Annotated in this window: 17 protein-coding genes and 1 pseudogene; 17 read left to right on the forward strand and 1 reads right to left on the reverse strand. The window is 42.6% G+C overall.

What is annotated here, in order from left to right:
- The 9 genes from WC445_00005 to WC445_00045 all read left to right on the forward strand — a co-directional run.
- Positions 1-480 (forward strand): MopE-related protein (locus WC445_00005; protein MFA5128336.1); only part of this gene is annotated, 480 nt, incomplete at its 5' end.
- 513 nt (positions 481-993) lie between these two features.
- Positions 994-1,983: a radical SAM protein gene (locus tag WC445_00010; GenBank protein ID MFA5128337.1), complete on the forward strand. Its 990-nt coding sequence runs from the start codon at positions 994-996 to the stop codon at positions 1,981-1,983.
- A gap of 5 nt (positions 1,984-1,988) precedes the next feature.
- Positions 1,989-3,416, forward strand: coding sequence for an O-antigen ligase family protein (locus WC445_00015; GenBank protein MFA5128338.1), 1,428 nt, complete (start codon positions 1,989-1,991; stop codon positions 3,414-3,416).
- 43 nt (positions 3,417-3,459) lie between these two features.
- Positions 3,460-4,137 carry a methyltransferase domain-containing protein gene (locus tag WC445_00020; GenBank protein ID MFA5128339.1) on the forward strand — a complete coding sequence of 226 codons (678 nt, stop codon included), beginning with the start codon at positions 3,460-3,462 and terminating at the stop codon, positions 4,135-4,137.
- 28 nt (positions 4,138-4,165) lie between these two features.
- Positions 4,166-5,260, forward strand: coding sequence for a glycosyltransferase (locus WC445_00025; protein MFA5128340.1), 1,095 nt, complete (start codon positions 4,166-4,168; stop codon positions 5,258-5,260).
- A 33-nt stretch (positions 5,261-5,293) separates the two neighbouring features.
- A complete protein-coding gene (locus WC445_00030) occupies positions 5,294-6,511 on the forward strand; it encodes a glycosyltransferase family 4 protein (GenBank protein MFA5128341.1) in 1,218 nt (405 codons plus the stop codon).
- A 42-nt stretch (positions 6,512-6,553) separates the two neighbouring features.
- Positions 6,554-8,695 (forward strand): putative glycoside hydrolase, encoded by a 2,142-nt coding sequence (locus tag WC445_00035; GenBank protein MFA5128342.1) that lies wholly within the window; start codon positions 6,554-6,556, stop codon positions 8,693-8,695.
- Positions 8,696-8,713: 18 nt separating this feature from the next.
- Positions 8,714-10,036, forward strand: coding sequence for a hypothetical protein (locus WC445_00040; GenBank protein MFA5128343.1), 1,323 nt, complete (start codon positions 8,714-8,716; stop codon positions 10,034-10,036).
- 123 nt (positions 10,037-10,159) lie between these two features.
- The gene (locus WC445_00045; GenBank protein MFA5128344.1) at positions 10,160-11,341 is read left to right on the forward strand and encodes a glycosyltransferase family 4 protein; all 1,182 of its coding nucleotides are present in this window, start codon (positions 10,160-10,162) and stop codon (positions 11,339-11,341) included.
- A gap of 57 nt (positions 11,342-11,398) precedes the next feature.
- Here the strand turns inward: WC445_00045 and WC445_00050 are convergent, their stop codons facing one another.
- Positions 11,399-11,674 carry an excisionase family DNA-binding protein gene (locus tag WC445_00050; GenBank protein ID MFA5128345.1) on the reverse strand — a complete coding sequence of 92 codons (276 nt, stop codon included), beginning with the start codon at positions 11,672-11,674 and terminating at the stop codon, positions 11,399-11,401.
- 408 nt (positions 11,675-12,082) lie between these two features.
- On the opposite strand from WC445_00050, the gene WC445_00055 reads away from it, so the two are divergent.
- From WC445_00055 to WC445_00090, 8 genes and pseudogenes are all read left to right on the forward strand, one after another.
- Positions 12,083-12,691, forward strand: coding sequence for an RNA polymerase sigma factor (locus tag WC445_00055; protein ID MFA5128346.1), 609 nt, complete (start codon positions 12,083-12,085; stop codon positions 12,689-12,691).
- Positions 12,681-13,949: a DUF5667 domain-containing protein gene (locus WC445_00060; GenBank protein MFA5128347.1), complete on the forward strand. Its 1,269-nt coding sequence runs from the start codon at positions 12,681-12,683 to the stop codon at positions 13,947-13,949. Before WC445_00055 ends, WC445_00060 begins: the two co-directional genes overlap by 11 nt.
- 159 nt (positions 13,950-14,108) lie before the next feature.
- On the forward strand, positions 14,109-17,849 hold the full coding sequence (locus tag WC445_00065; GenBank protein ID MFA5128348.1) for a hypothetical protein: 3,741 nt from the start codon (positions 14,109-14,111) through the stop codon (positions 17,847-17,849).
- Between the two features lie 251 nt (positions 17,850-18,100).
- Positions 18,101-18,679 carry a transposase gene (locus tag WC445_00070; protein ID MFA5128349.1) on the forward strand — a complete coding sequence of 193 codons (579 nt, stop codon included), beginning with the start codon at positions 18,101-18,103 and terminating at the stop codon, positions 18,677-18,679.
- 421 nt (positions 18,680-19,100) lie between these two features.
- Positions 19,101-19,760, forward strand: a complete 660-nt coding sequence (locus WC445_00075; protein MFA5128350.1) for a tetratricopeptide repeat protein — start codon at positions 19,101-19,103, stop codon at positions 19,758-19,760.
- A 96-nt stretch (positions 19,761-19,856) separates the two neighbouring features.
- Entirely contained in the window at positions 19,857-20,126 is a 270-nt protein-coding gene (locus WC445_00080; protein MFA5128351.1) for a GIY-YIG nuclease family protein, read from the forward strand.
- Positions 20,127-20,195: 69 nt separating this feature from the next.
- Positions 20,196-21,884, forward strand: coding sequence for an Ig-like domain-containing protein (locus tag WC445_00085; GenBank protein ID MFA5128352.1), 1,689 nt, complete (start codon positions 20,196-20,198; stop codon positions 21,882-21,884).
- A 93-nt stretch (positions 21,885-21,977) separates the two neighbouring features.
- Positions 21,978-22,343, forward strand: a pseudogene (locus tag WC445_00090) (endonuclease domain-containing protein).
- The last annotated feature ends 23 nt before the right edge of the window (positions 22,344-22,366 follow it).

Here is a 22,366-nt window from a genome sequence, read left to right on the forward strand (position 1 = left end):
GGGACGGACATGGGCGCTTGCGTCCGTGGTACCGCCACCTGCAGCGGCGGTCGCTGGGGCGTCTGCGCCGGCGAGATCACGGGTTCGCCCGAGACCTGCGACGGCCTGGACAACGACTGCGACGGCTCGGTTGACGAGCTCCTGCTGAATGCCTGTGGTACCTGCGGACCCGTCCCGCCCGAAGTCTGCGGCGACGGGTTGGACAACAACTGCGACGGGTTCATCGACAACGGCTGTGCCGCTCCGGTCTGTCTCACCCCGGGCAGTCCGGAGATCTGCGACAACGGTCTGGATGACGACTGCGACGGGGCGATCGACGACGGCTGCTCCGGGCCGGCCAGGTACCAGCACTGCACTGCTGGGCTCTGCCTGCCGCGTCCCCAAGGGTGGCCTTCGAAGGTTGTTCGGGTTGGGCGATTTCCACTGGTCCGGGTGATGGTCTCAACGGCCGTCTTGTCTGCACCCGGTCATGGAGTCTGATCGCGGAGACGACGGGCGCAAGCTCGTTCTGCTTCGCGGTGTCGCTCGACCCGGGCCAGATCATCGAGTACAATTCGGTGAGCGATCTGGTTCCCGATTTCTGGGGTTGCGTCGGGCCGTATCCGCCAGGAACGCTGAACGGAGCGCACACCGCCACTCAAGGCGGTGTCCCGACGGCGTTCACTCTGGTGGACAATCGGCTTTCCGGCTGCAACTTCCGATACCAGCGGCCGTAGCCAACTCCTGGAGGGACAATTCGTAAGTCCGTTTTCCCAAAACGGACGAAGGAGGATAGTGTAGGAGTTCCTGGTTCTTCCCTCCACCAGGAACTCTTGCACCCCAGCAGACGGGGTGTAGAAGTGGTCAAATGGGCCGACGCAAGTTGGCTCTAATGATCCGCCGCCCCTCTAACTGGGGCTGCGGGCGGGCGTTTTACGTGATCGAGTAATCGAACATGTAAAACGTCCCGCCCGCTTTTTTTATTTTTGTAAGATGTTATAATGATATAAATATATGAATAGAATAAATTTACCCATAGATTGTGTTTTGGCCGTGACCTACCGGTGCAATTCGCGCTGTACGATGTGTGATATCTGGAAACTAAAAGACACGCCGGAGCTGGAACTGGAGCAGTATAAAAAATTACCGTCAACATTGCGTGATATTAATGTAAGCGGCGGCGAACCGTTTTTGCGTCAGGATATCGTGGATCTGGTCAGAATTTTGCACGAGACTTGCCCAAAGGCGAGAGTTGTTATTTCTACGAATGGTTATCTTACAGATTTGATAAAAGAAAAAATGCGGGAAATTTTAAAATATGCGCCTAACGCTGGCATAGGAGTTTCTATTGATGGAATAGGGGAAATACATGACAAAATTCGCGGTATTCCCGGCGGATTTAATTTGGCGACCCGAACCGTGAAAGTTCTCCGCGAAGAATTGGGCATGAAAAATTTACGCTTGGCCTTTACCGTTTCTAAACAGAACGTAGATCATCTGAGTAAGGTTTATGATTTATCGCGCGAACTCGGGGTGCAATTTACCATGGCTTTGGCCCAAAGTTCAGAATTTTTCTTTGGCGGTAAACAAGTAGAAGAATCGCCGGATATAAATGTCTTAAAAAAACAATTCAGTTATGTTATTCGGCAGGAATTGCAAAGTTGGCAACCCAAAAGATGGGCGCGGGCGTATTTTACAAAAAGCCTTTTGGATTTTGCGATTACTGGAAAACAAGCTCTCCTTTCACGGGCTGGTATAGACTTTTTCTTTCTTGATCCGTTTGGAAATGTTTATCCGTCGGTCGTGCATAACGCCGTAATGGGAAATTTGCATGATAAAAATTTTGAAGAAATTTGGAATTCGCCTGAGGCGGAAACAGCGCGGGCAAAAGTCCGCGAGGCGGAACAAGATGTTTGGATGATTTGTACGGCGAGAACGGCGATTAAAAAACATCCAGTAAGGGTTGGATGGTGGGTTTTAAAATCAAAAATTAAAAATTTATAACATTGATGTTATCTCGTCTTGGCCAAATTTTATTTCCCGGACATACGGCGGAAGAGCAAGCGCGTTTTTTAATCTGGGCGCTGGTTTTGATTTTGGGAATTACCGCGGTAGCGCTTTTGGCACCATGGCAATATGTTTTGGGAACCATCGCCATAGTTTTAATTTTACTTTTCTTTTTCAGATTTATTACTCTCGGGTTGTATTTAATGGTTTTACTTTATCCGTTCATTTATCTTCAACTATTTGTCGGACGCGATATTAATATCCCTTATGTTGATTTGCTCGCGATGATAGTTTTTTTCTCCTGGGCGGTTCGTTCGATTTTTTTCCCGCCTTATGGAGGTATTCATTTTATAAAAAATTTGGGAAGGGGGACTAAGTTTTCCTTTGAAAATTTTCCCGGTCTTGTTTTTTTTCTTTTATTTTTTGCGGCTTCCCTGCTTTCTTTAATCAACGCGGAAAACGTTTTGTATAGCTTGAAATATATTTTCCGGCCGCTGACTTTCTTCTATTTGATGTTTGTTGTATTACCATATAATGTAATCAATTCAAGAAAAGTTCTTTTAAATGTTTTAAGAATTTTTTATGGAGTAGGAATTTTTGTCGCCCTGATGGGTCTTTGGTCGATTTTATTTTCTGAAAATTCCGGGATTCTTCGGCGCGCTCTGCCTTTGCCGATTTTCGGTGTGCCGATTTTAGGGACAAACCATAATTTAATTGCCGAAGTTTTAATTAGTGTTATTCCAATCGGTTTTATTCTGATTTGGGAAGCTAAAGAAATTTGGCTTAAAAAAATTTTGATAGCGGGGGTTCTTTTAATGGCGGCGATTAACCTTCTGACTTTTTCGCGCACCGGATGGATTGCTTTGGCTTTTGAGCTTTTGGCTTTGGTTTTAATAAAATACAGAAAAAATATCAGAAGTTATTTTGAACTTGGTTTGGTGGTGATGTTGATTATTTCTCCGCTTTTGCTTTACGGATATATTTTTTTAACAAGCGAAATTGTTCGAAGTTCCAACATGAATCGTTTGGCTTTGACAAAAATCGCGCTGGAAACTTTTATTAAACATCCGATTGTCGGCGCGGGCGCGGGAACTTTTGTTGAACAGGTGGCGATGAATCGTTGGTTTGTTCTTGATTTTGGCAATCCTCTTGAAGCGCACGGCGTTGTTCAAAAACTTTTGGCGGAAACCGGGGCGCTTGGATTTTTGACATTTTTTGCTTTGCTCGGCTATATAATTTTTAGGTTAGTTCAAACGTATCGAAAAATACCAAGTAGTTCTCCGTATAAATATATTCTTTTGGCGTTAATTTTAACTTCGACTGGCAGTATTATTTTTCAACTTTTTAATACATCATATTTTGTCTCAAAAATGTGGTTACCGCTTGGCGTTGCATTAGCTGCTACGCGTTTGGCCGAAGAACAAAATTAATCTTACCAATTGTAATTATATTGATGAGGGCAAACAATATTTTATGCAAACACCAGCCGAAAAATATCTCGTAAAAAGGCTCGCTGAATTTCTTAAAAAAGACGAATTAAAGAGGGTAGTTGCTCCTAGGATTTTAAACATTGGCGCAGACAAAAGTCTTTCTATAGAAAACCAATTAACTGCCTCTGGCAGTAATTATATTTGTGATCGCATCGACATTAGTGATTGTGGAGTAGATTATTTTGCGGTGGATAAGTGTTGGAAATGTTCAGTTGAAGAAATGTCGCCAGTAAGTTCTGAATATTATTTTGCGGCATTCGCGAATTATGTTCTTGAACACGTTTTAGTTTTAGACAAAGCCGCCAGAGAGATTTACCGAGTGCTAAAGCCAGGAGGAGTTTTTATCACATCTACTTCAAATCCTACGGCCCCGGAATTTGTGTTAGCCAGGTGGACGCCCCTATGGTTTCATAAAAAGATAAGGAGTGGTGAGAGTTGGGAAACACATTATGCATATAAAAATATAGAGGAATTGATAAATATTTTTGAAGATGCGGGTCTTCGCATGATTGAGATAAGACGCTATCCATTTGTTGAAGGGTATTTGGCGAGGTTTTTTCTTTTAAACATATTAGGAAAATTTTATGATAAGATTATTTCTATTTTGAAAGTAAAAAGATTTATGGGGAACGCGTGTATCGTGTTTGAGAAAAATAAATAAGATATTGAGGATGGGAATATAAAAAACTATGTCTTCTTCCAAAAAAATAAAAGTCATTCATCTTATAACGAGTCTTAATTTCGGCGGCGCAGAAATTATGCTTTTGGATTTGGCGCGCAGGCTTCCTTCAGAAATTTTTGATGTTAAAGTTGCTACCACGGTTCGGGGTGGAGCGTTAGTTGATGATTTTAGAAATGCAGAAATTCCGGCGCATGTTTTTGATAAAAAAAGCAAACTTGGTCTTGGAGTAATTTGGAAACTTTGGAGGTTTTTGCGCCATGAAAAACCAGATATTGTCCACACACATCTTTTTGGCGGAGATACTTGGGGAAGGATTGCCGCAATTTTGGCTAGAGTGCCGGTGATTGTTTCTACGGAACACAACATGAATTTTGACGAAGGATGGATAAAAAGAAAAGTAAAGAAATTTTTAAGTCATTTCACAAAAAAAATTGTCGCTGTTTCCGAAGCGGTAAAAAATTATTCTGTAAGCCGTGACAAAATCAAAGCAAGAAAAATAACCGTTATCGCGAACGGAATTGATTTAGATAAATTTGCGTCAATTCCAGAAAAAGAGTTTGGCGATCCGCCGGTTATTGGAATTATTGGCCGGCTTGAAGAGCAGAAGGGTCACAAATATCTTTTTGAAGCATTGAATCTGATTAAAACAGTTCCCTGGATTTTGTGGGTGGTGGGGGATGGTTCGAAAAAAAATGAGCTTGAGAGATTGGCTAAAGATTTAAATTTACGCGAGAGAATAATTTTTTTGGGGGCAAGAAAAAATGTCACTGAAATTTTGTCGGGAATAGATATTTTCGTTATGCCGTCGCTTTGGGAAGGTTTGGGTTTGGCAGTGCTCGAAGCCGCGGCGGCAGGGAAACCGATTGTAGCCTCGCGCGCGGGGGGAATTCAGGAAATAATTGAAGATGATAAAACAGGAATTTTAGTTGAATCAAAAAATGTGAAAAGTTTGGCCGATGGGTTGGAGCGAGTTCTTTTGGGAAAAATAGATGCGCGGGAAATGGGCGCGCGGGCGAGGGAAATGGTGAAAGAAAAATTCAGCGCAGAGAGAATGGTGGAGGAATATGAAAAATTATATAAAGAATTGATAAATAAAAAGTAATTAGTAAATAGTAATTGGTAATTATTGTTTTGTATGCGTATTTTGCAAATTAATAAATTTTTTTATCGGCGGGGCGGAAGTGAAACATATTTTTTTGGATTGATTGATTTGCTACAAAAAAACGGTCATGAGATTGTTCATTTTAGCACTAAATCTCCGGCAAATATACCTTCGCCATACGACGATTTTTTTGTTAATGAAATAAATTTTGGAAAAAGAGAGGGTTTAGTTCGTGATTTAAAAAAAGTCGGCCACTCACTTTATTCCTTTGAAGCAAAAAGAAAATTAGAAAAATTAATTTTAAAAACAAAACCGGATATTGCTCATCTGCATAATATTTCCCATCACCTTTCGCCGTCGATTTTAGGCGTGATTAAAAAATATAAAATTCCGGTGGTGCAAACTTTGCATGATTATCAATTAATTTGCCCGAATTTTAAATTATTTACCAAGGGGACGGTTTGTGAAAGATGTAAAAAATATAAATACTGGAATGCCGTTTTGCATAAATGCATTCATGATTCTCGGCTTCAAAGCTGCATTGAGGCCAAGGAGATGTTTTTTCATAAGGCTTGCCAATTTTATGAAAAGGGAGTAAATTGCTTTGTTACACCGTCAAAATTTTTAGCGGAGAAATTGGCGGCATGGCAAGTCAAGTCAAATGTGGAAAACATACCGCTTTTTCTTGACGCGAACCAGTTTGAGCCAAAATACGAACCGGGCGATTATATTATTTATTTTGGAAGATTGGCAAGGGAAAAGGGGATTGATGTTCTTATCGAGGCCCTAGTCGGCACGGAAATAAAATTAAAAATTGTCGGTGACGGACCGGAAAAAGAAAAATTAAAAGTTGAAAGTGAAAAATTAAAAGTTAACGCGGAATTCATTGAGCATAAAAGTGGAAAAGAGCTGCACGACTTGATTCGCGGCGCGAAATTTGTTGCTTTGCCCTCAGTTTGGTATGAAAATTATCCAATGTCTCTGCTTGAGGCGGGTGCTTTGGGCAAAGCCGTAGTAGGCGCGCGTCTTGGCGGAATTCCTGAAATTATTTTTGACGGAGAAAACGGATTTTTGGTCGAGCCGGGAAATGCGGACGATCTGCGGGAAAAAATTCAGCGACTTTTTGGAGATAACGATTTATGTGAAAGAATGGGCAGGCGGGCAAGAGAAATGATTTTAGAAAAAAATTCGCCGGAAGATCATTATAGAAAAATAATGGAAATTTATAAACGACCAACGACAAACAACTAACGACATGGTTGTGGGTTGTAAGTCGTGAGTTGCGAGTCGCGTATGCCAAAACAAAAAATTAAAATTGATCATGATGCGCCGGGGGTAAAAGTGGGATTTTTTTGGTTTAAAAATAAATACTTTAAATATTTAACGCTAAGTTTGATAGTCGGGACAATTGCTCTCTCGGCTGTTTTTTATAATCAAGAAAGTCCGGATTTTTCTATCCAGGCGGTTAAGATGGAAGAAAAATATCCCCGCCTGGCCAACCTTTTTTTCAAGTGGGATGTGACGGATGGCGAAGCCAGGGAATTATCCAAATGGGATGTTCTCGTGATTGATATGGAAGCGCAAATTAACACGCCGGACAATTTAAGGAAAATTAAAGAATATAATCCGCAAATAAAAATTTTAGCTTATATTACTTCGCAGGAATTTACTTCAAGTGTTTCCCGGTTGAAATCCAGTAGCTTGCGGAGAAAATTATACAGCGGAATGTCTGACAATTGGTGGTTGAATTCTTCCGGCGGAGGTCGTCTTGTTTGGTGGCCGGGTACGTGGCTTTTAAATGTTACTGATGATTCGCCGACTGATGGGGGAGGGAAAAAATGGAATGATTATCTGCCGGAATTTGTGGCGCGGGAAATTTTAAGCCAGCCGTATTGGGACGGAGTTTTTTATGATAACGCTTGGGATAGCGTTTCCTGGATGCCTTCGGGAAGTGAAATTGATTTAAATCGGGACGGCCAGGCAGAATCTTCTGCTACATCAGATCAAAAATGGCGCGAAGGAATGAACAAAATTTATCGACGGACCAGAGAGCTTGCGCCCGGGAAGATAGTTATGGGTAATCAAGCTGGTGGCGCGAGCGGCAAGATTTATTTTTCAAATCTGAATGGTATTTCTATAGAGCATTTTCATAAATATAATTGGACAGATGTTTTAAATAATTATTTTTTCATCTTAAACAATGGCCAGACGCCGAAGACGACTATTCTAAATTGCAACACGGAAAATACCGGCCGGCAAGATGATTACGCCAGAATGCGTTTTTGTCTCGCAAGTACTCTTTTGGGTGACGGATATTTTAGTTTTGATTATGGCGATCAGGCTCATAACCAAACTTGGTGGTATGACGAGTATGGCGTTTTTTTGGGCAAGCCAATAAATTCCGCCTACAATATTGCAGATGGCAGTACGAAAATTTCCTCTGGCGTATGGCGCCGAGATTTTCAAAATGGTATCGTGCTTGTTAATTCCGGAAGCACATCTAAAACAATAAATTTGGGTGAGGAATTTGAAAAAATTCATGGTAGCCAAGACAAGACAGTAAATAGCGGGGCAATTGTAAAGAGTATTTATCTTTCGCCTAAAGACGGGATTATTCTTTTACGTCGAGCGGAAGTTGAAACGGTCTCTAATTTTCAAAACGGTTCTTTTGCTCGTGTTTTCGACGGTAACGGAAAACTTAAACGGACTGGCTTTTTTACTTATGATGGAAAATATAAACCGGCAAGCCAGGTGATGATAGTTGATTTAAATCAGGATGGCCCGAAAGAAACCGTGGTGGCGGATTCGTCAAAAGTAGAAATTTTTGACAGCAGCGGAAAAAAACTTTATTCATTTTTTCCGTATGACCAAAATTACGATAAAGGAATTAATTTTGCGGTCGGTGATTTAACCCATGATGGTAAAATGGAAATTGTTACAGGAACTTTGCGCGGCGGCGGCCCGCATGTCAGGATTTTTAATTGGCAGGGGCGCCTGATTCATCCGGGATTTTTTGCTTACGGTAAAAATTTCCGCGGCGGAGTTTCTGTTGCCGTGGGAGATACCGATGGTAATGGCTGGCCGGAAATTATTACCGGCGCCGGTTTTGGCGGCGGACCGCATGTCAGGATTTTTTCCGGCGGGGGAAAATTAATGCATCCGGGATTTTTTGCCTATGACCCAGCTTTCCGCGGCGGAGTGAATGTGGCTATGGCTGATCTCAATGACGATGGACGAGCGGAAATAATCACGGGTCCGGGGATCGGCGGCAGTCCGGAAGTTAAAATTTTTGATGCCAAAGACCTTTCTCTTAAGGCTAAGTTTTTTGCCTTTAGCGCGACGAGCCGTGGCGGGGTTGCCGTTTTTGCGGGAGATTTGGATAATGATGGAAAAGAAGAAATAGTTGCCCAAACTACAGATATATTTTCTTTTTAATATATAATTTAAATAATTATGAAAAATATAAAAAATAAAAAAGAAAAAATAACAGCGTCTTCGCCAGAAGAAATGGTCTGTGTGGAATCGTCCGATAAAGAAGAAGTGGTTTGCGCAAAAGGCGGAGAAGTCGTTAGTGTTGAAGCGAAGGAATCGGAAAAACCGCAAACAAAAAATGGCGGAGTTTGGATTGGCACAATAAATTTTTTCGCGGCTCCATATCAGGAGTTAAAAGAAAATTATGAAAAAAAATATGGCCAAGCTAAAAAATTATTTGTCATAGATTTGATTTTGCTGGGTATCATCGGACTTCTTTTTGGCTTTAATATTTATTTATTTTTAACCAAAACAACTGGCGGCTTGTCTTGGTTTAATTTTCCAGAAATTACAGCTCCCGGTGATGTTGTTTCCGAGCCGGTTGCCGGCTCGCTGCTTAAAACAGAAATGAAAATAAATGGTGAGGCACAAATAGTTTTAAATCCGGGAGAGGACCTGGAATATGTTGTTTCTTATTATAATGGCGGGAGTAAAGAACTTTATGACGTCGCTGTAAAAGTAGATTTAGCGGGCGCAGCGGTTGACCTTAGCCAATTTTCTTTGAGCCAAGGAACTTTGCGCGGCGGGGCAGTTGTTTGGACAAAAGACCAAATACCGGATTTTGTTAAATTATTGCCGGGCAAAAGCGGCGAATTAAAATTTAAAGTCAGTACGAGCCAAATTGTGGAACCAGCCAGAGTTTTGAATTTTGGCAGTCTTCTTAAAAGTGAGTTAGAAATTTCTTATAAATTAGAAAGTAGTTTTGGGGAAGCGCATAATTTCAAAAGCGCCATCCGGGAAGATAAATTTAATTCGGATTTAGTTTTGGGAGATTACGCGAGGTATTACACGCCCGAGGGCGATCAACTGGGTTTGGGCCCCTTACCGCCGAAAGTCGGGGAGCGAACAACATATTGGGTTTTTTGGAATATAAATAATAATTTGAATGATTTAATCAATGTTTCTGTTTCCGCGCTTTTACCGCCAAACGTTTCTTGGACAGGGAGGATGAGTGTGACTTTAGGCCAGCTAAATTACAATTCCGCCCGTCGCCAGATTAATTGGAAAGTTGGTGAAGTCGGGTGCTACACGGGGGAGGAATGGCCAAAGCTTGGCGTTGCCTTTGAGCTAGCTTTAGTGCCTACTGCGGAACAGCTTGGAAGCGAGCCGGCCCTTCTTGGCCAAGTTAAAGTTTTTGGAGAAGATAAGTTTACTGGCCAATTTTTAGAAAGAGAGGGGACGGTTCTGACGACAAATTTAATTTATGATAGTTTGGCGGAAGGAAAGGGGAGGGTGGCGAAGTAACTGGTAATTAGTAAATAGTAATTGGTAATTAAAATTTAAAGCCGGCCGAGAGGCCGGTTTTTTGTGTTGTAATTGTCCCCTTGACAAAACGTTTAAATTTTGCTATGATTTAGGGTCATAAAAATGACAGAAATAGGCCTTTATTATAAGCCTTTTATTATGCGTATTGCCATGGTTGGACAAAAAGGAATACCAGCTGTCTACGGGGGCATTGAACGCCACGTAGAGGAATTAAGCGCTCGTTTAGCCGAGGGCGGTTTTGATGTTACGGTTTTTTGCCGGCCGTGGTATGGAAATAAATCAGAAGTAAAAAATGAAAAGTTAAAAGTTTATAAAGGTATTAATCTGGCTTATTTGCCATCTTTAAAAACCAAACATTTTGACGCGATTTCTCATACTTTTTTGGCGACGATTTACGCGATGATTGGTAAGTTTGATATTATTCATTATCACGGTGTTGGACCAGCTTTACTCTCTTTTCTGCCTAGAATTTTTTGTCGCAAAACAAAAGTTATCACCACTTTCCATTGTATTGATCGCAAGCATCAAAAGTGGGGATTGTTTGCCAAGATTATGCTTCGGGCGGGGGAGTGGGCGGCTTGTCGTTTTGCTCACGAAACAATCACGGTTTCAAAAACCTTACAGCAATATTGCTCCGAGGCTTATGATAAGGATACGGCTTATGTTCCGAATGGCGTAAACGTGGTGGAGAGTTCTCCAAATCCGTCTTCGGAAATTTTGAAAAAATTTAATTTGGAAAAGAATAAATATTTATTGATGGTTTCCCGTTTGGTTCGCCACAAAGGCGCGCATTATTTAGTGCAAGCATTTCGCGATCTTAAAGAAAAAGACGCAACTTTCCGAGATTTGAAGTTGGTTTTTGCCGGGGATTCCGCCTTTACCGATGATTATGTAAAAGAATTAAAAAATTCAGCCAAAGATGATTTAAATATTGTGTTTGTCGGGTTTCAGTCCGGTCGGCCGCTTGAAGATTTATTTTTGAATTCTTTGGCAGTAGTCCATCCTTCAGAATCAGAAGGATTGCCCATTGCCGTGCTTGAAGCCATGAGTTATGGAAAAGTTGTTTTGGCCTCGGATATTCCGGAAAATATGGAATTGATTAAAGATTATGGTTTCAGTTTTCAAAATAAAAATATCGGCGATTTAACACAACAGCTTAAGGAAGTTTTGCCGCGCCATGATCTTTGGGAAAAAGGAGAAGAAGCAAAAAAATTCGTTGCCAAAAATTACAGCTGGGATTTTGTTGTCTCGGAAGTGAGAAAAGTTTATCAAAGTTTATATTAAAATAGAAAGAATATAAAAAAGACTGGGGGTAATTCCTCAGTCTTTTTATCCCCGAAATTATTCCGTAGCCTTTGGGTTTGGAGAATAAAGAGTATTTTTTATCCGCCATTTTTCTACGTATTGCCCAAGTCCTTTTGTTTCAGTTTTATATTTTACAAGCGGTCGCTGTTGGGACCATTTCACAAGGCTCGCGAAGTCGATTTTATATCTTCCGCGGACGACGACATAACGCAGAGATTGATCTTTTAGTGCCCGGCGGATGGTGAGGGGGTTAACCCCAAAAAGGCGAGCGGCCTCCGACACGGAAACACGGATTGGATTTTGATTGGCCATAAGTTGATAATAATGTGTAAATTATTTATTAAGGAGTGACACGCTTTAGCGTGTTATCGGTGTAACAGCCTAAAGGCTGTCAGTCCAGCCCATTTGATAAATTAATTTTATTTAATTATTTTATTGATTTAAAAATTTAAAATTAATAGATTAAAACCTTGCCAAAAGTTTATATTATTGTTAAGGTAATGTATAAATTAATGTCTACATTTATATTATAAAACATTGATTTTATTTGTAAAGATTTGGGGTGTGGATAAATAAGATAATATTAATCTAAACATTTTGTATATAATATCTTTAACATCAAAATGGTAAAACACGGAAGTCGAGACAGTGAAATTATTTGTAATTTTAGCGGTTTTTCTCTATAATGAGGCTGTAACAAAATTCTAAAAAATCGTCTCAATGAGTAGAAGCTTGAAAGAACAATATCTTTTCCTTAAATTGCGCGCCACCCGTGACCCAGAGGTCTTCGGCAAACTTTACGATATTTATGTTGATCAGATTTATCGGTTTATCTATTTTAAAGTCGGCCGAAAGGAAGAAGCAGAAGATTTAACGGGTGATGTTTTCTTGAAAACCTGGCAATACATAAATGAAATGGGTTCGGAAGTGATTGATAATCTGCGCGCCTTTCTTTATCAAACCGCGAGAAATACTGTAATAGATTTTTACCGTTCGCGAGATCAAAAAGAATTTGTCGCCTTGCCGCAAGAAAGCGATGAAGAAAAATCGGCCGCTGTGGAAATAGTTGATGAGAAGCAGGATTTGGTGGAAAAAATTGAACTGGCCTCAGACCTTGAAGAAGTTAAAAAAGCTTTACAAAAAATAAGAGAAGAATATCGCGAAATAATAATTCTCAGATTTATTGAAGAAATGAGCGTGAAAGAAACAGCGGAAATTTTAGGAAAATCGGAAGGGGCGGTTAGAGTTCTGCTCCACCGCGCCGTCGCCGCCTTAAAAGAAGAAGCCACGCGAAAAGTTTTAGCGAAAAATCAAAATTATGTCCACTGATTTGATAAAAAAACTCAAAGGGCTAAAGAGAATTGAAGCAAGGACCGAATGGAAAAAATCCAATCGGGAATTTTTGATGTCGCAGATTGAGAATAATTTAAGTGAGAATTCTATAAATGAAGGTTGGGCGTTGGAGTTATCAAAAATCGTTTTTCCTTGGAAAGTAATGAAATTAGTAGCCCGTCCGGCCATGGCTCTTGTAACAGTTGCCGCACTTGTTTTGGGTAGCGGTCTGTCTGTTTCCGCTTCGCAATTGGCGTTGCCTGGCGACGCGCTTTATGGTTTGAAGATTGCTTCCGAAAAAGTGCAGGTGGCTCTGACTTTTGATAAAAAAGAATCGGCAAAAATGCACGTTGAGCTGGCTGGAAAAAGAATAAATGAAATAAAGAAAATAAAAGAAAATACTGATTCGGTTGAGAAAAAAACTAAGAAAATTAATGTTGCCATGGATAAATTTAAAGAAGAAATTTCTACAGTGCAAAATAAATTAGATAATCTAAACAAAGAATCGTCTCCTGAGGCTACGGTTGAGGTGGCTAAAATTATTGACAACAAAACAGCTGAGTATCAGAAAGATTTGGTTACGGCTACGAATGAATTACCCACGTTGAATGGAGCGGCGAAAAACATAAATCAGAGTTTGGACTTAGCGGATAAAACAAGCGATGCAGCCTTGGCTTTAGTTGTGGAAAAACATGTTCAAGGAGTTGTGATTTTGACAGGAGAATCCGAGGGAGATGTTTTAAAAAGAGTCGGTGAAAAAATTGAAATCATAGAAGAAAAAGTAGAGGCAGTTTCGGGACAAGCAAGCGGCTTGACCTTACCAGTTGATCCGGCCGCGACCCTTGTGGCTCAACAGACGGTCGGCCAGGCAAAAGTTGTTTTAGGGGAAGCTCGCGAAGCTTTAAATAAAAAAGATTTGAGCATTGCCTTAACTAAAGCTATTGAAAGTAAAGAGTTGGCCAGGCAAGCGGAGCAGATAGCCACCGAAGCAGTTGCCGCTGTTCCCGCCCTGACAGAAGTTGCGGATTGTGGCGAAGCTTGTGGCGAGAATGTCACAGAACAAAATCCTGATTTGACGGATACCGCAGAGAATGTTACAAACACTAAAACCGAAGTGAATACAAATACCAACACAGTAAAAACATACATCCCGGTCAAAGTTGTCACGCCGCCTCCGCCGGCCGAGCCAGTTATTGATGAAAGCACTTTAAAAGTAGGGATTGACATAGTGCAGGAGCCGACAGCCACAGAGTAATTTTAATTTTTAATTCTTAAATTTATAAATCGATAAAAGCATAAAGGTCGACCCAAATGGGGCTTTTGTCATTAATAAAAATAAACACGAATTGAAAACCAAGAAATAAACGCGAGTTTATTCTTAGTTTGGTTCGTGGCAAAACAAGAAATTTACTTTATGAACGATTTGATTAAAAGCGGGAAGAAAGTCTTCACGTTTGCCGTTGTTCTTACCACAATCGTTTGGTCAATCGGAGTTGGCGCTTTGGCACTGCCATTAGCTGCTAATGCCGTGACATCTGGCGATTTGATTAAGGGCTCTGGCACCGCCGTTTATTATTACGGCGCGGACGCGAAGAGATATGTATTCCCATATCAGGCTGCTTATGCGTCATGGTATGGCTCCACCTTTGGTGCTGTCACCACTATGACCGACGCAGATTTAATTGCCATTCCTTTTGGCGGTAACGTGACTGTTCGTCCGGGCAAATTAGCCCAGATTGTCAGCATGGATTCTCCTTGGATGGTAATGGATCCTAAAGTTTACGCCGTAGAAAAAGACAACGTTCTTCGCTGGGTTAAATCCGCGGACGTCGCTGTCGCCATCTTCGGCGCGACCTGGGAATCACAGATTGTCGCTATTCCAGAAGCTCTCCTCACCAATTACACAATTGGCGCGGAAATCAATGCTGCTGGTGACTACAGTTTAGCCACTCAGCAAGCTGTTGCCTCAATCAATGAGTGCAAAGGTTTGACCGGCGTTTCCGGTGGTGGAGCCTTAACAGTCTCCTTAGCCTCCGACACTCCGGCTGCCGCTTCAGTGCCAAAGAGCGCGGCTGACGTTAACTTCACAAAGGTTAACTTCACTGCTGGCGCCGCTGATGTTGTCATTACCGGCCTTAAGGTCACACGATCCGGTCTTGGTATTGACGCGAATTTAAGCGCCGTGAAACTTTTTGTTGATGGCGTGCAACGCGGCACTTCTCAGAGTTTAGGTTCGCTTCATCAAGCAACCTTCTCTTTGACCTCAAACCCGATTACGATTTCTGCCGGCACCACAAAAGCGGTTATGTTGGCTGCTGATATTGCTGCCGCGACCGCGTTTGATCAGCATATCTTGGGCATTGCCAATGTTGCTGATATTACCACAACTTCATCAGTTTCCGGCACGTTCCCAATCAATGGTAACGTGATGTCTTTGGTCAACACTTCAATCGGTTCCGCCACAATTTCAGGCGGTCCATTGAATCCGGGCTCTTCGTCAGGCGATGTCGGAATTGATCCGGCCGCGGTTGGTTTTAGATTTTCACAGATTAAAATTGCCGCTGGCTCAGTCGAGCCGATCGTTGTTGATCAGATCAGCGCCATCAAAAATGGCACTGCTGCCAACACTGATGTCAAAAATATTGAACTCTTCAACGATACAGCTGGCGTTTCTTTAGGAACTGTGACTGGTTTGGATTCAAACGGCAAAGCCGTATTTTCAAACCTGAATCTAACAGTTGCCAAGGGCGCTTATGTTGAATTGTCAATTAAGGCCGATATGGCTGGCGGTTCTGGCAGAACAATCGGTTTTGACGTCCATGATGGCACATCATTCTCCGGCATGATAAAGGGTGGAACCTTTAACTTTGGTATTACCCCGACCTTTACCAACACGGTTGCTTTCTGCGACACTGGTGTTACAGATTACACCTGTCAAAGACAAACAATTAATCAGGGCTATTTAACAGTTTCAAAGAGCGCTTTAGCTCCGGCCACTAGCAAAGTTGCCGTGGGCGGATCAAACGTTCCTTTGATGGCCTTTGATTTTGTCGTGGCTGGCGAGCCGATCAATGTCACTTCAACAGTGGTTCGTTACACCACTGCCGATGGCACTGGTACAGGTGGAACTGGTATTAGAACGTATGTTACTAATTTCACATTAGTAACAGCTGACGGCACCATTTTGGCTGGTCCAAAAGATGGCGCTACCACCAACAACAGCGTTGGTACGGAAACATTGACCATTACTGATGGTTACACTTTGCCGGTTGGCACAACTGTGGTTTATGCTAAAGCGAATTTGGACACAAGAATGACCGCTGGAAACACGATTGTTGTTGATATGCAGACCAGCGCGATTACTGGCAAAGGCGCGAATTCTGGCAAAACCACTTACACCACTTCAACCGGCGGAACCGTTCCTCCGGCATCTATAATCACTGGCAACACGATGACTTTGCAAGGTCCGGTATTAGCCGTCACCACAGCCGCGACTCCGGTTGTCGGCAATATGGTGGTTAACGCGCAGGATCAGGTTCTTGCCTATTTTGATTTGGATGCTTCAGGTGGTGGTGAAAACATCAGAATTTCAGCTATTACCGTAACGGCTACTGACGCAGTAGCTGCCTCACGCCCGGTCGCTGACTTCAACAATTTTGAACTTTGGGGCGATCCGGATAACACTGACGCCACAGCAGTGAATGAACGCTTGGTGACTTCAAATTCAACCGCCACAATGGTTGACGGAGGCGCTACGACAGCGACACTGGCGTTTACGTTCCAAACCCCAATCGTTGTTTCTAAAACAGCAACTTCTCGCCTAACTTTAAAAGCAGATGTTGTTGGTAATACTACTTCTGTGACTGCATGGAATGTTGCCGCAGGCGGAGATGTTACTGCGATTGGCGCGACTACTGGTAATACAGCCTCAAAGAGCGTTTCGGGGAATGGACAACAGCAGTCAACCCAGGCAAGCGGCACTTTGAAGGTTGAAAAAGCGGCTGATATGCCGTCTGCTGTTCAGCTCGTTTCGTCCTCAACCGGCAATGAAGTGATGAAATACAAATTCACCACTCAATATGAGCCAGTTGACATCACGACGATCGGTCTCTTCTGCGGTAACAACGCTCAAGGCGGCACAAGCTGCACTTTGGGCAACATCGCGAAACTTTATGTTTATGCTGATGGTGTCTTGGTCGGCAATACCGGAGGCTACTCTTTAGATGCCAATGGTCTCGCTACCGTTGTCTTGGATAGCGGAACTTTGGTTATTCCAAAGGACAGCTATAAGACAATCACCATCAAGGCTGATTTGCCTGACAAGACTCAGGTGACGACCTCTGCTGGTGCTTTGATCCAAATTGGTATTGAAGCCGCGAAGACAAATGGCACGGTCAGAGATGAGGATAATACTTGGGGCGATGGAGCTGGCGACCAGGACTACTGGATTATTGCGACTGGCCAATCTTCAGGCGCGATAATTGACAAAGATACCATTAACAGTGCGGCGCATGCCACAACTGGCCAAGTCTTTGCTTCAAATGGCTTCAGTGCTCACAAAGGTATCTTAACTGTCAGCTTGAACGCTTCTTCACCTTCCGGCACTCAAACCGCTGGCTTGAATAAGGAAGTCTTAAGACTCAACCTTACTGCCACTGGTGATGATATCACTATCAGAGAATTGGAAATGGTGAACAGCGGCACAGCGACTATCTCCGGTACTGGCGACTTAACCGTGAAGAGCGATGATCTTGGCACAACTTATGCCACGGTCGTGACTGCCAACGCCAACACTTATGGCGGCAGCACTGCTCCTCTCGCGGCTCAGTTGTCAATTGGTCCGAATGGCTGCACCGTTGGTGCTGCTGACGGCACTGGTGATAAATGCGCTGCTGGTTGGGCTGCGGCCGACAATCTCCAGATTGCGGCTGGTACCACGAAAGTCATCAGAATCTTTGGTGACACGACTGGCGCCCTTTCAACCAAAACCTACCAGATGTCAGTCAGCAACTCTGCCGCGAATAAGACCACCATGTTTGGTGTGACTTATCGCGACAGCTCTGGCACTGATGTCGGCGATAGGACTGGTTCAGCGGACAGCACACATCCAGCAACCAAGAATCTGCCTTTGACTGGCGGAAGCTTGAGCTACTAATCTCTGAATTCGTTGATATAGAAAAAGCAGGGCGCTTCGGCGCCCTGCTTTGATTTTGTGGTAAAATAAATACAACGGGTTGACAGCCTCCACAATAAACACGGACTGACAGCCTTTAGGCTGTTACGATAACACGCTAAAGCGTGTCACTCCACAATAAACACGGACTGACAGCCTCCACAATAAACACGGACCGACAGCCTTTAGGCTGTTACAATAACACGCTAAAGCGTGTCACTCCAATTACTTCTATGTTCCCTCAAGATCGTAATGCCCATCGTCCGCCACATTTAAGTGGTAACACCCTAAAGGGTGTCACTCCGGGTGTCACTCCGGACAATAATATTTATTTTATTACCGTGAGAACCGTGGATCAAAAACCATATTTTGACGCTGATTTTAAAAAGAAATTATTTTGTCTTTGCCTAAAGGCAGGACTCCAAAAATTTGAGATTCATTTATACGCCTGGGTGTTGTTGAATAACCATTATCATCTGTTATTTAAGATTCTGTCAGGGGAAAATTTATCTAAATTTATTAATTTTATTAACGGCAAAAGCTCTTTTGAACTAAATAAATTGGAGAACGAACAAGGCCGTAAAATTTGGTACCAATATTTTGACCATTGTATTCGCGACGAAGCTGATTTTTGGAAACATTTTAATTACATTCACCAAAATCCGGTAAAGCATGGTTTGCGCACCGACTTGGCGGGCATTTTTGCTTATCCCTTTTCAAGCGCGAAAAATTGGAGTAAAATAAAAGGGGAAGAGTGGGTTGATTCGTGTTTTGAACTTTATCCGATTGTTGATTTTATTGCGGGGGAATAACGCCGCGGTCGGAATGACAGCCTTCAGGCTGTTACGATAACACGCTAAAGCGTGTCATTCCACAAAAACATAGATTGACGGTCAGACTGACAGCGCCTGCAACTTTTCGGAATGACAGCCTTCAGGCTGTTAAAACTAGATAACACGCTAAAGCGTGTCATTCCACAAAAACATAGATTGACGGTCAGACTGACAGCGCCTGCAACTTTTCGGAATGACAGCCTTCAGGCTGTTAAAACTAGATAACACGCTAAAGCGTGTCATTCCACAAAAACATAGATTGACGGTCAGACTGACAGCGCCTGCAACTTTTCGGAATGACAGCCTTCAGGCTGTTATGGTAACACCCTAAAGGCTGTCACTCCGGGTATTACTCCAAAATTTAATTTAAAAAACATTTTAATAATTAATTTAAAAACCTATGACCAAAAAAACAAAAATCATTATCCTTGTCGTAGTCCTCGTTTTAATTCTTGGCGGACTTCTTGCCTGGAAAACATGGAGTTGGCAAGGAAAGATGGGGGATCTGAGAAACTATGTTTCTTCCTTATTTTCCAGTGAAGAAGAAAATTTGCCTGAAGATATTAAAGCAGCTTATGAAACTCTAAAAAATGATCCGTCGGACACAAGCTCTTACATAAAAATCGCACTCTGGAAAAGGGACAATGGCGATTTGGAAGAGGCGGTTAGATTGTATGAAAAAGCCTTGGAAATTAAACCGGACGACACGCTTCTTTTGATGAATATCGCTGATCTTTACATAAGAAATGAACAATACCCTGAGGCGGCCGGGGCTTATGTAAAAGTTATGGAAAGCAATCCAAAGTGGCTTGCCGCTTATCGCGGTTTGGCTGATCTCTACCGCTATCAAATGCCGGAGAGAAAAATTGAAATTCCAAGTATTTTGAAAAAAGGTCTGGAAGCCAATTCAGAAAATGAACTTTACTTTGTTGGGCCGCTTGCTATTTACTACAAAGATTTTGGTCCGGAAGACGAGGCCATTCGCTGGTACGAGCGCTTGATTGAACTTGATCCGGAAAATACTACGGCGAAGAATGAACTTGAAGAATTGAAGAAATAAATAATAAAATTTTAATTTTTAATGTACCAATCTTATTCCCTGAGCGAAGCGTAGCGGAGTCGAAGGGCGGCCTTCGACAAGCTCAGGCCGTAGCATATGCCAGGATGGAAGTGGTACATTTATATTATTCGGTGTAAAGATAAAAGTTATTACACTGGTTTGACATGGCAGCCAAGTGATCGCTGGGCACAGCACCTGTCCGGTTTTGGGGCGGAATACACCAAACTTCATAAGCCGGAAAAAGTTGTCTTTTTGGAAGAATATGAAGATTTGGAAGAGGCGAGGAGGAGAGAAAAACAAATAAAGGGTTGGACAAGAAAAAAGAAAGAAAAATTGATTAAGGGTGAGTGGAGCAAATGGGAATAGCCCTTCGATAAGCTCAGGGCATAATATTTTATGTTATTTAAAAATTAAAAATTATAAAATTTAAAAATTATGAAGAAGTTTTTTTCAGTTTTAATTTTCTTTTTAATTATAGCGGGTTTTTCTGCGCAGGCATCCGAAACCATCACCGTCACAAACACCTCCGCTCCGACCGCGATTTTTTACCCCTCGGAGTTTGACAAGTTAGTGATGGATTTTACAATCGCGCGGGCGGATGGAGCAGCTGATGTTTTAAACGCTTTAACTTTAAAAAATGAAGGAACAGCCTGGGGTTGGGATATTTCTAAAGTTGTGGTTTGGGCGGATATTGGACCAACGGGATTTCAGGGAATGGATATAGACAAAAAAATAGGCGAAGCAGTGCGTTATGAAACCGGCGGATATTGGTATTTGCAGGCGCTTCAGGAAACTGTACCCGCGACCGGGCTTCGAATTTTCGTAAGTATCGAAACGGCATCAAGGAGCGTGATTTCATCCAACAAAACAATGCAAATGAAAGTGCCGGCGCTTGAAGATAGCGGAACAATCGGCAGGTTTGATTTGGGAGACACGGGTTTGTTTTTGGCTGGAACGACGGGAGTTTCCGAAGGGATTTTGAATCCACACGTTCAAACTATTTGGCCTTCAAACTATGACGCAAGCGCGCCGAAAACCGTGATTACTTCGCCTTCCGGCGGAGCAACGCTCACTGGCTCAAGTTACAAAATCATGGGCACTTCGCGCGATCAGGGCGGTTCAACTCCGGCCTCGGTGCAGATTTTAATTTCATCAGGAAGTTCGGCCGGCTCTTGGGTTGATGTCACAAATACCGGAACAAATTATTCAACCTGGGAATACAATTGGACAAATATTTCCGACGGAACTTATACGATTAAAACTCAGGGGTCGGATTGGATTGGCAATGTGGAGACTCTCGGAGAGGGGATCACAGTGACGGTTGACCAGACCGCCGCGACCGCGGTTTCTGCCGCGCTTTCCACGGTTTCCGTTTCGCCGAATGTTTTGACTGCTGATGGCGTAGCAAGAGCTTTTGCCACAGTAACCGTTAAAAATTCCGCTGGCAGTACGCTTTCCGGGAAAACCGTTACTTTAACTTCAAACCGTTCAACCGATAGCATCACGGCAACAAAAGATTTAACCGGATCTGATGGCGTGGCTACCTTTGAAATAAAATCAACTTCGGCAGGCGATGCGACACTAAAGGCCATGGTCGGAACTGTAGAAATTTCAGAGCAGCCGGTTATAACTTTTACTGCGGTAACTTTTGCCGCGGGAGATTTGATCAAAGGGTCTGGCAGCACCGCTGTTTACTATTACGCGGAGAATGGCAGAAGATATATTTTCCCGACCGCTGCGACTTATTCTTCCTGGTTTTCTAATTTTTCTTCAATTAAAACAATTTCCGACGCAGAACTCGCTTCAGTGCCGACAACCGGAAACGTGACAGTTCGTCCTGGAAAATTAGTCCAAATCGTGAGCATGGATACGCCGTGGAAAGTAATGGATCCCAAAGTTTATGCCGTAAGCCGCGAGGGAGTTTTACACTGGATTAAAACCGCCGAGGTGGCCGTCGCGATTTTTGGAGCGAACTGGGAGAGCCAAATCATTGCCGTGCCAGAAGTTTTTTCTACAAATTATAATTACGGCGCGGATATTTCCGCTACCGCCGATTATAATCTTTCCGCCGAGCAGGCGATAGCGACGATTGACGAGGATAAAAGAGCATGGGTGACGGAGTAATTGGTAACTGGTAAATAGTAATGGGTAATCATGGATATCGGGTCAAAATTTTTCCCCTCTTAAGATAAGAGGGGATTAAGGGGAGTTATGAAAATGCCTCGTTTGTGTAATAATGTTGTCATTAAAATAAGGCGGCGTATTCTGCGTAAAAACCAAACTGATGCAGAAAGAAAATTGTGGAGTATATTGCGAAACAAGCAAACGGACAACTTAAAATTTTTTCGTCAGTATAGTGTCAGCCATTACATTCTTGATTTTTACTGCCCTAAACATAAGTTGGCCATTGAACTCGACGGCGGGCAGCATGGAGAGGAGAAACAAAAGGCACATGATGACTAGCGTACTGGATATCTTCAACAATATAAGATTTATGTCCTGAGATTTTGGGATGATGAGGTGTTAACTAATCTAGATGGAGTGGCGATGAGTATAAAAGAAAAAATTGATGGCCGTTCATAACCCCTCCCAACCTCCCCTTATCT

The organism is Patescibacteria group bacterium, assembly GCA_041650995.1.
Taxonomy (GTDB): Bacteria; Patescibacteriota; Patescibacteriia; order XYB2-FULL-38-15; family XYB2-FULL-38-15; genus JAHIRI01.

What these genes read in the sequence shown, in the direction of transcription:
- WC445_00010 (MFA5128337.1), top strand. Translation starts at nt 994, where the DNA reads ATGAATAGAATAAATTTACCCATAGATTGTGTTTTGGCCGTGACCTAC.
- WC445_00015 (MFA5128338.1), top strand. Translation starts at nt 1,989, where the DNA reads ATGTTATCTCGTCTTGGCCAAATTTTATTTCCCGGACATACGGCGGAA.
- WC445_00020 (MFA5128339.1), top strand. Translation starts at nt 3,460, where the DNA reads ATGCAAACACCAGCCGAAAAATATCTCGTAAAAAGGCTCGCTGAATTT.
- WC445_00025 (MFA5128340.1), top strand. Translation starts at nt 4,166, where the DNA reads ATGTCTTCTTCCAAAAAAATAAAAGTCATTCATCTTATAACGAGTCTT.
- WC445_00030 (MFA5128341.1), top strand. Translation starts at nt 5,294, where the DNA reads ATGCGTATTTTGCAAATTAATAAATTTTTTTATCGGCGGGGCGGAAGT.
- WC445_00035 (MFA5128342.1), top strand. Translation starts at nt 6,554, where the DNA reads ATGCCAAAACAAAAAATTAAAATTGATCATGATGCGCCGGGGGTAAAA.
- WC445_00040 (MFA5128343.1), top strand. Translation starts at nt 8,714, where the DNA reads ATGAAAAATATAAAAAATAAAAAAGAAAAAATAACAGCGTCTTCGCCA.
- WC445_00045 (MFA5128344.1), top strand. Translation starts at nt 10,160, where the DNA reads ATGACAGAAATAGGCCTTTATTATAAGCCTTTTATTATGCGTATTGCC.
- WC445_00050 (MFA5128345.1), bottom strand. Translation starts at nt 11,674, where the DNA reads ATGGCCAATCAAAATCCAATCCGTGTTTCCGTGTCGGAGGCCGCTCGC.
- WC445_00055 (MFA5128346.1), top strand. Translation starts at nt 12,083, where the DNA reads ATGAGTAGAAGCTTGAAAGAACAATATCTTTTCCTTAAATTGCGCGCC.
- WC445_00060 (MFA5128347.1), top strand. Translation starts at nt 12,681, where the DNA reads ATGTCCACTGATTTGATAAAAAAACTCAAAGGGCTAAAGAGAATTGAA.
- WC445_00065 (MFA5128348.1), top strand. Translation starts at nt 14,109, where the DNA reads ATGAACGATTTGATTAAAAGCGGGAAGAAAGTCTTCACGTTTGCCGTT.
- WC445_00070 (MFA5128349.1), top strand. Translation starts at nt 18,101, where the DNA reads ATGTTCCCTCAAGATCGTAATGCCCATCGTCCGCCACATTTAAGTGGT.
- WC445_00075 (MFA5128350.1), top strand. Translation starts at nt 19,101, where the DNA reads ATGACCAAAAAAACAAAAATCATTATCCTTGTCGTAGTCCTCGTTTTA.
- WC445_00080 (MFA5128351.1), top strand. Translation starts at nt 19,857, where the DNA reads ATGCCAGGATGGAAGTGGTACATTTATATTATTCGGTGTAAAGATAAA.
- WC445_00085 (MFA5128352.1), top strand. Translation starts at nt 20,196, where the DNA reads ATGAAGAAGTTTTTTTCAGTTTTAATTTTCTTTTTAATTATAGCGGGT.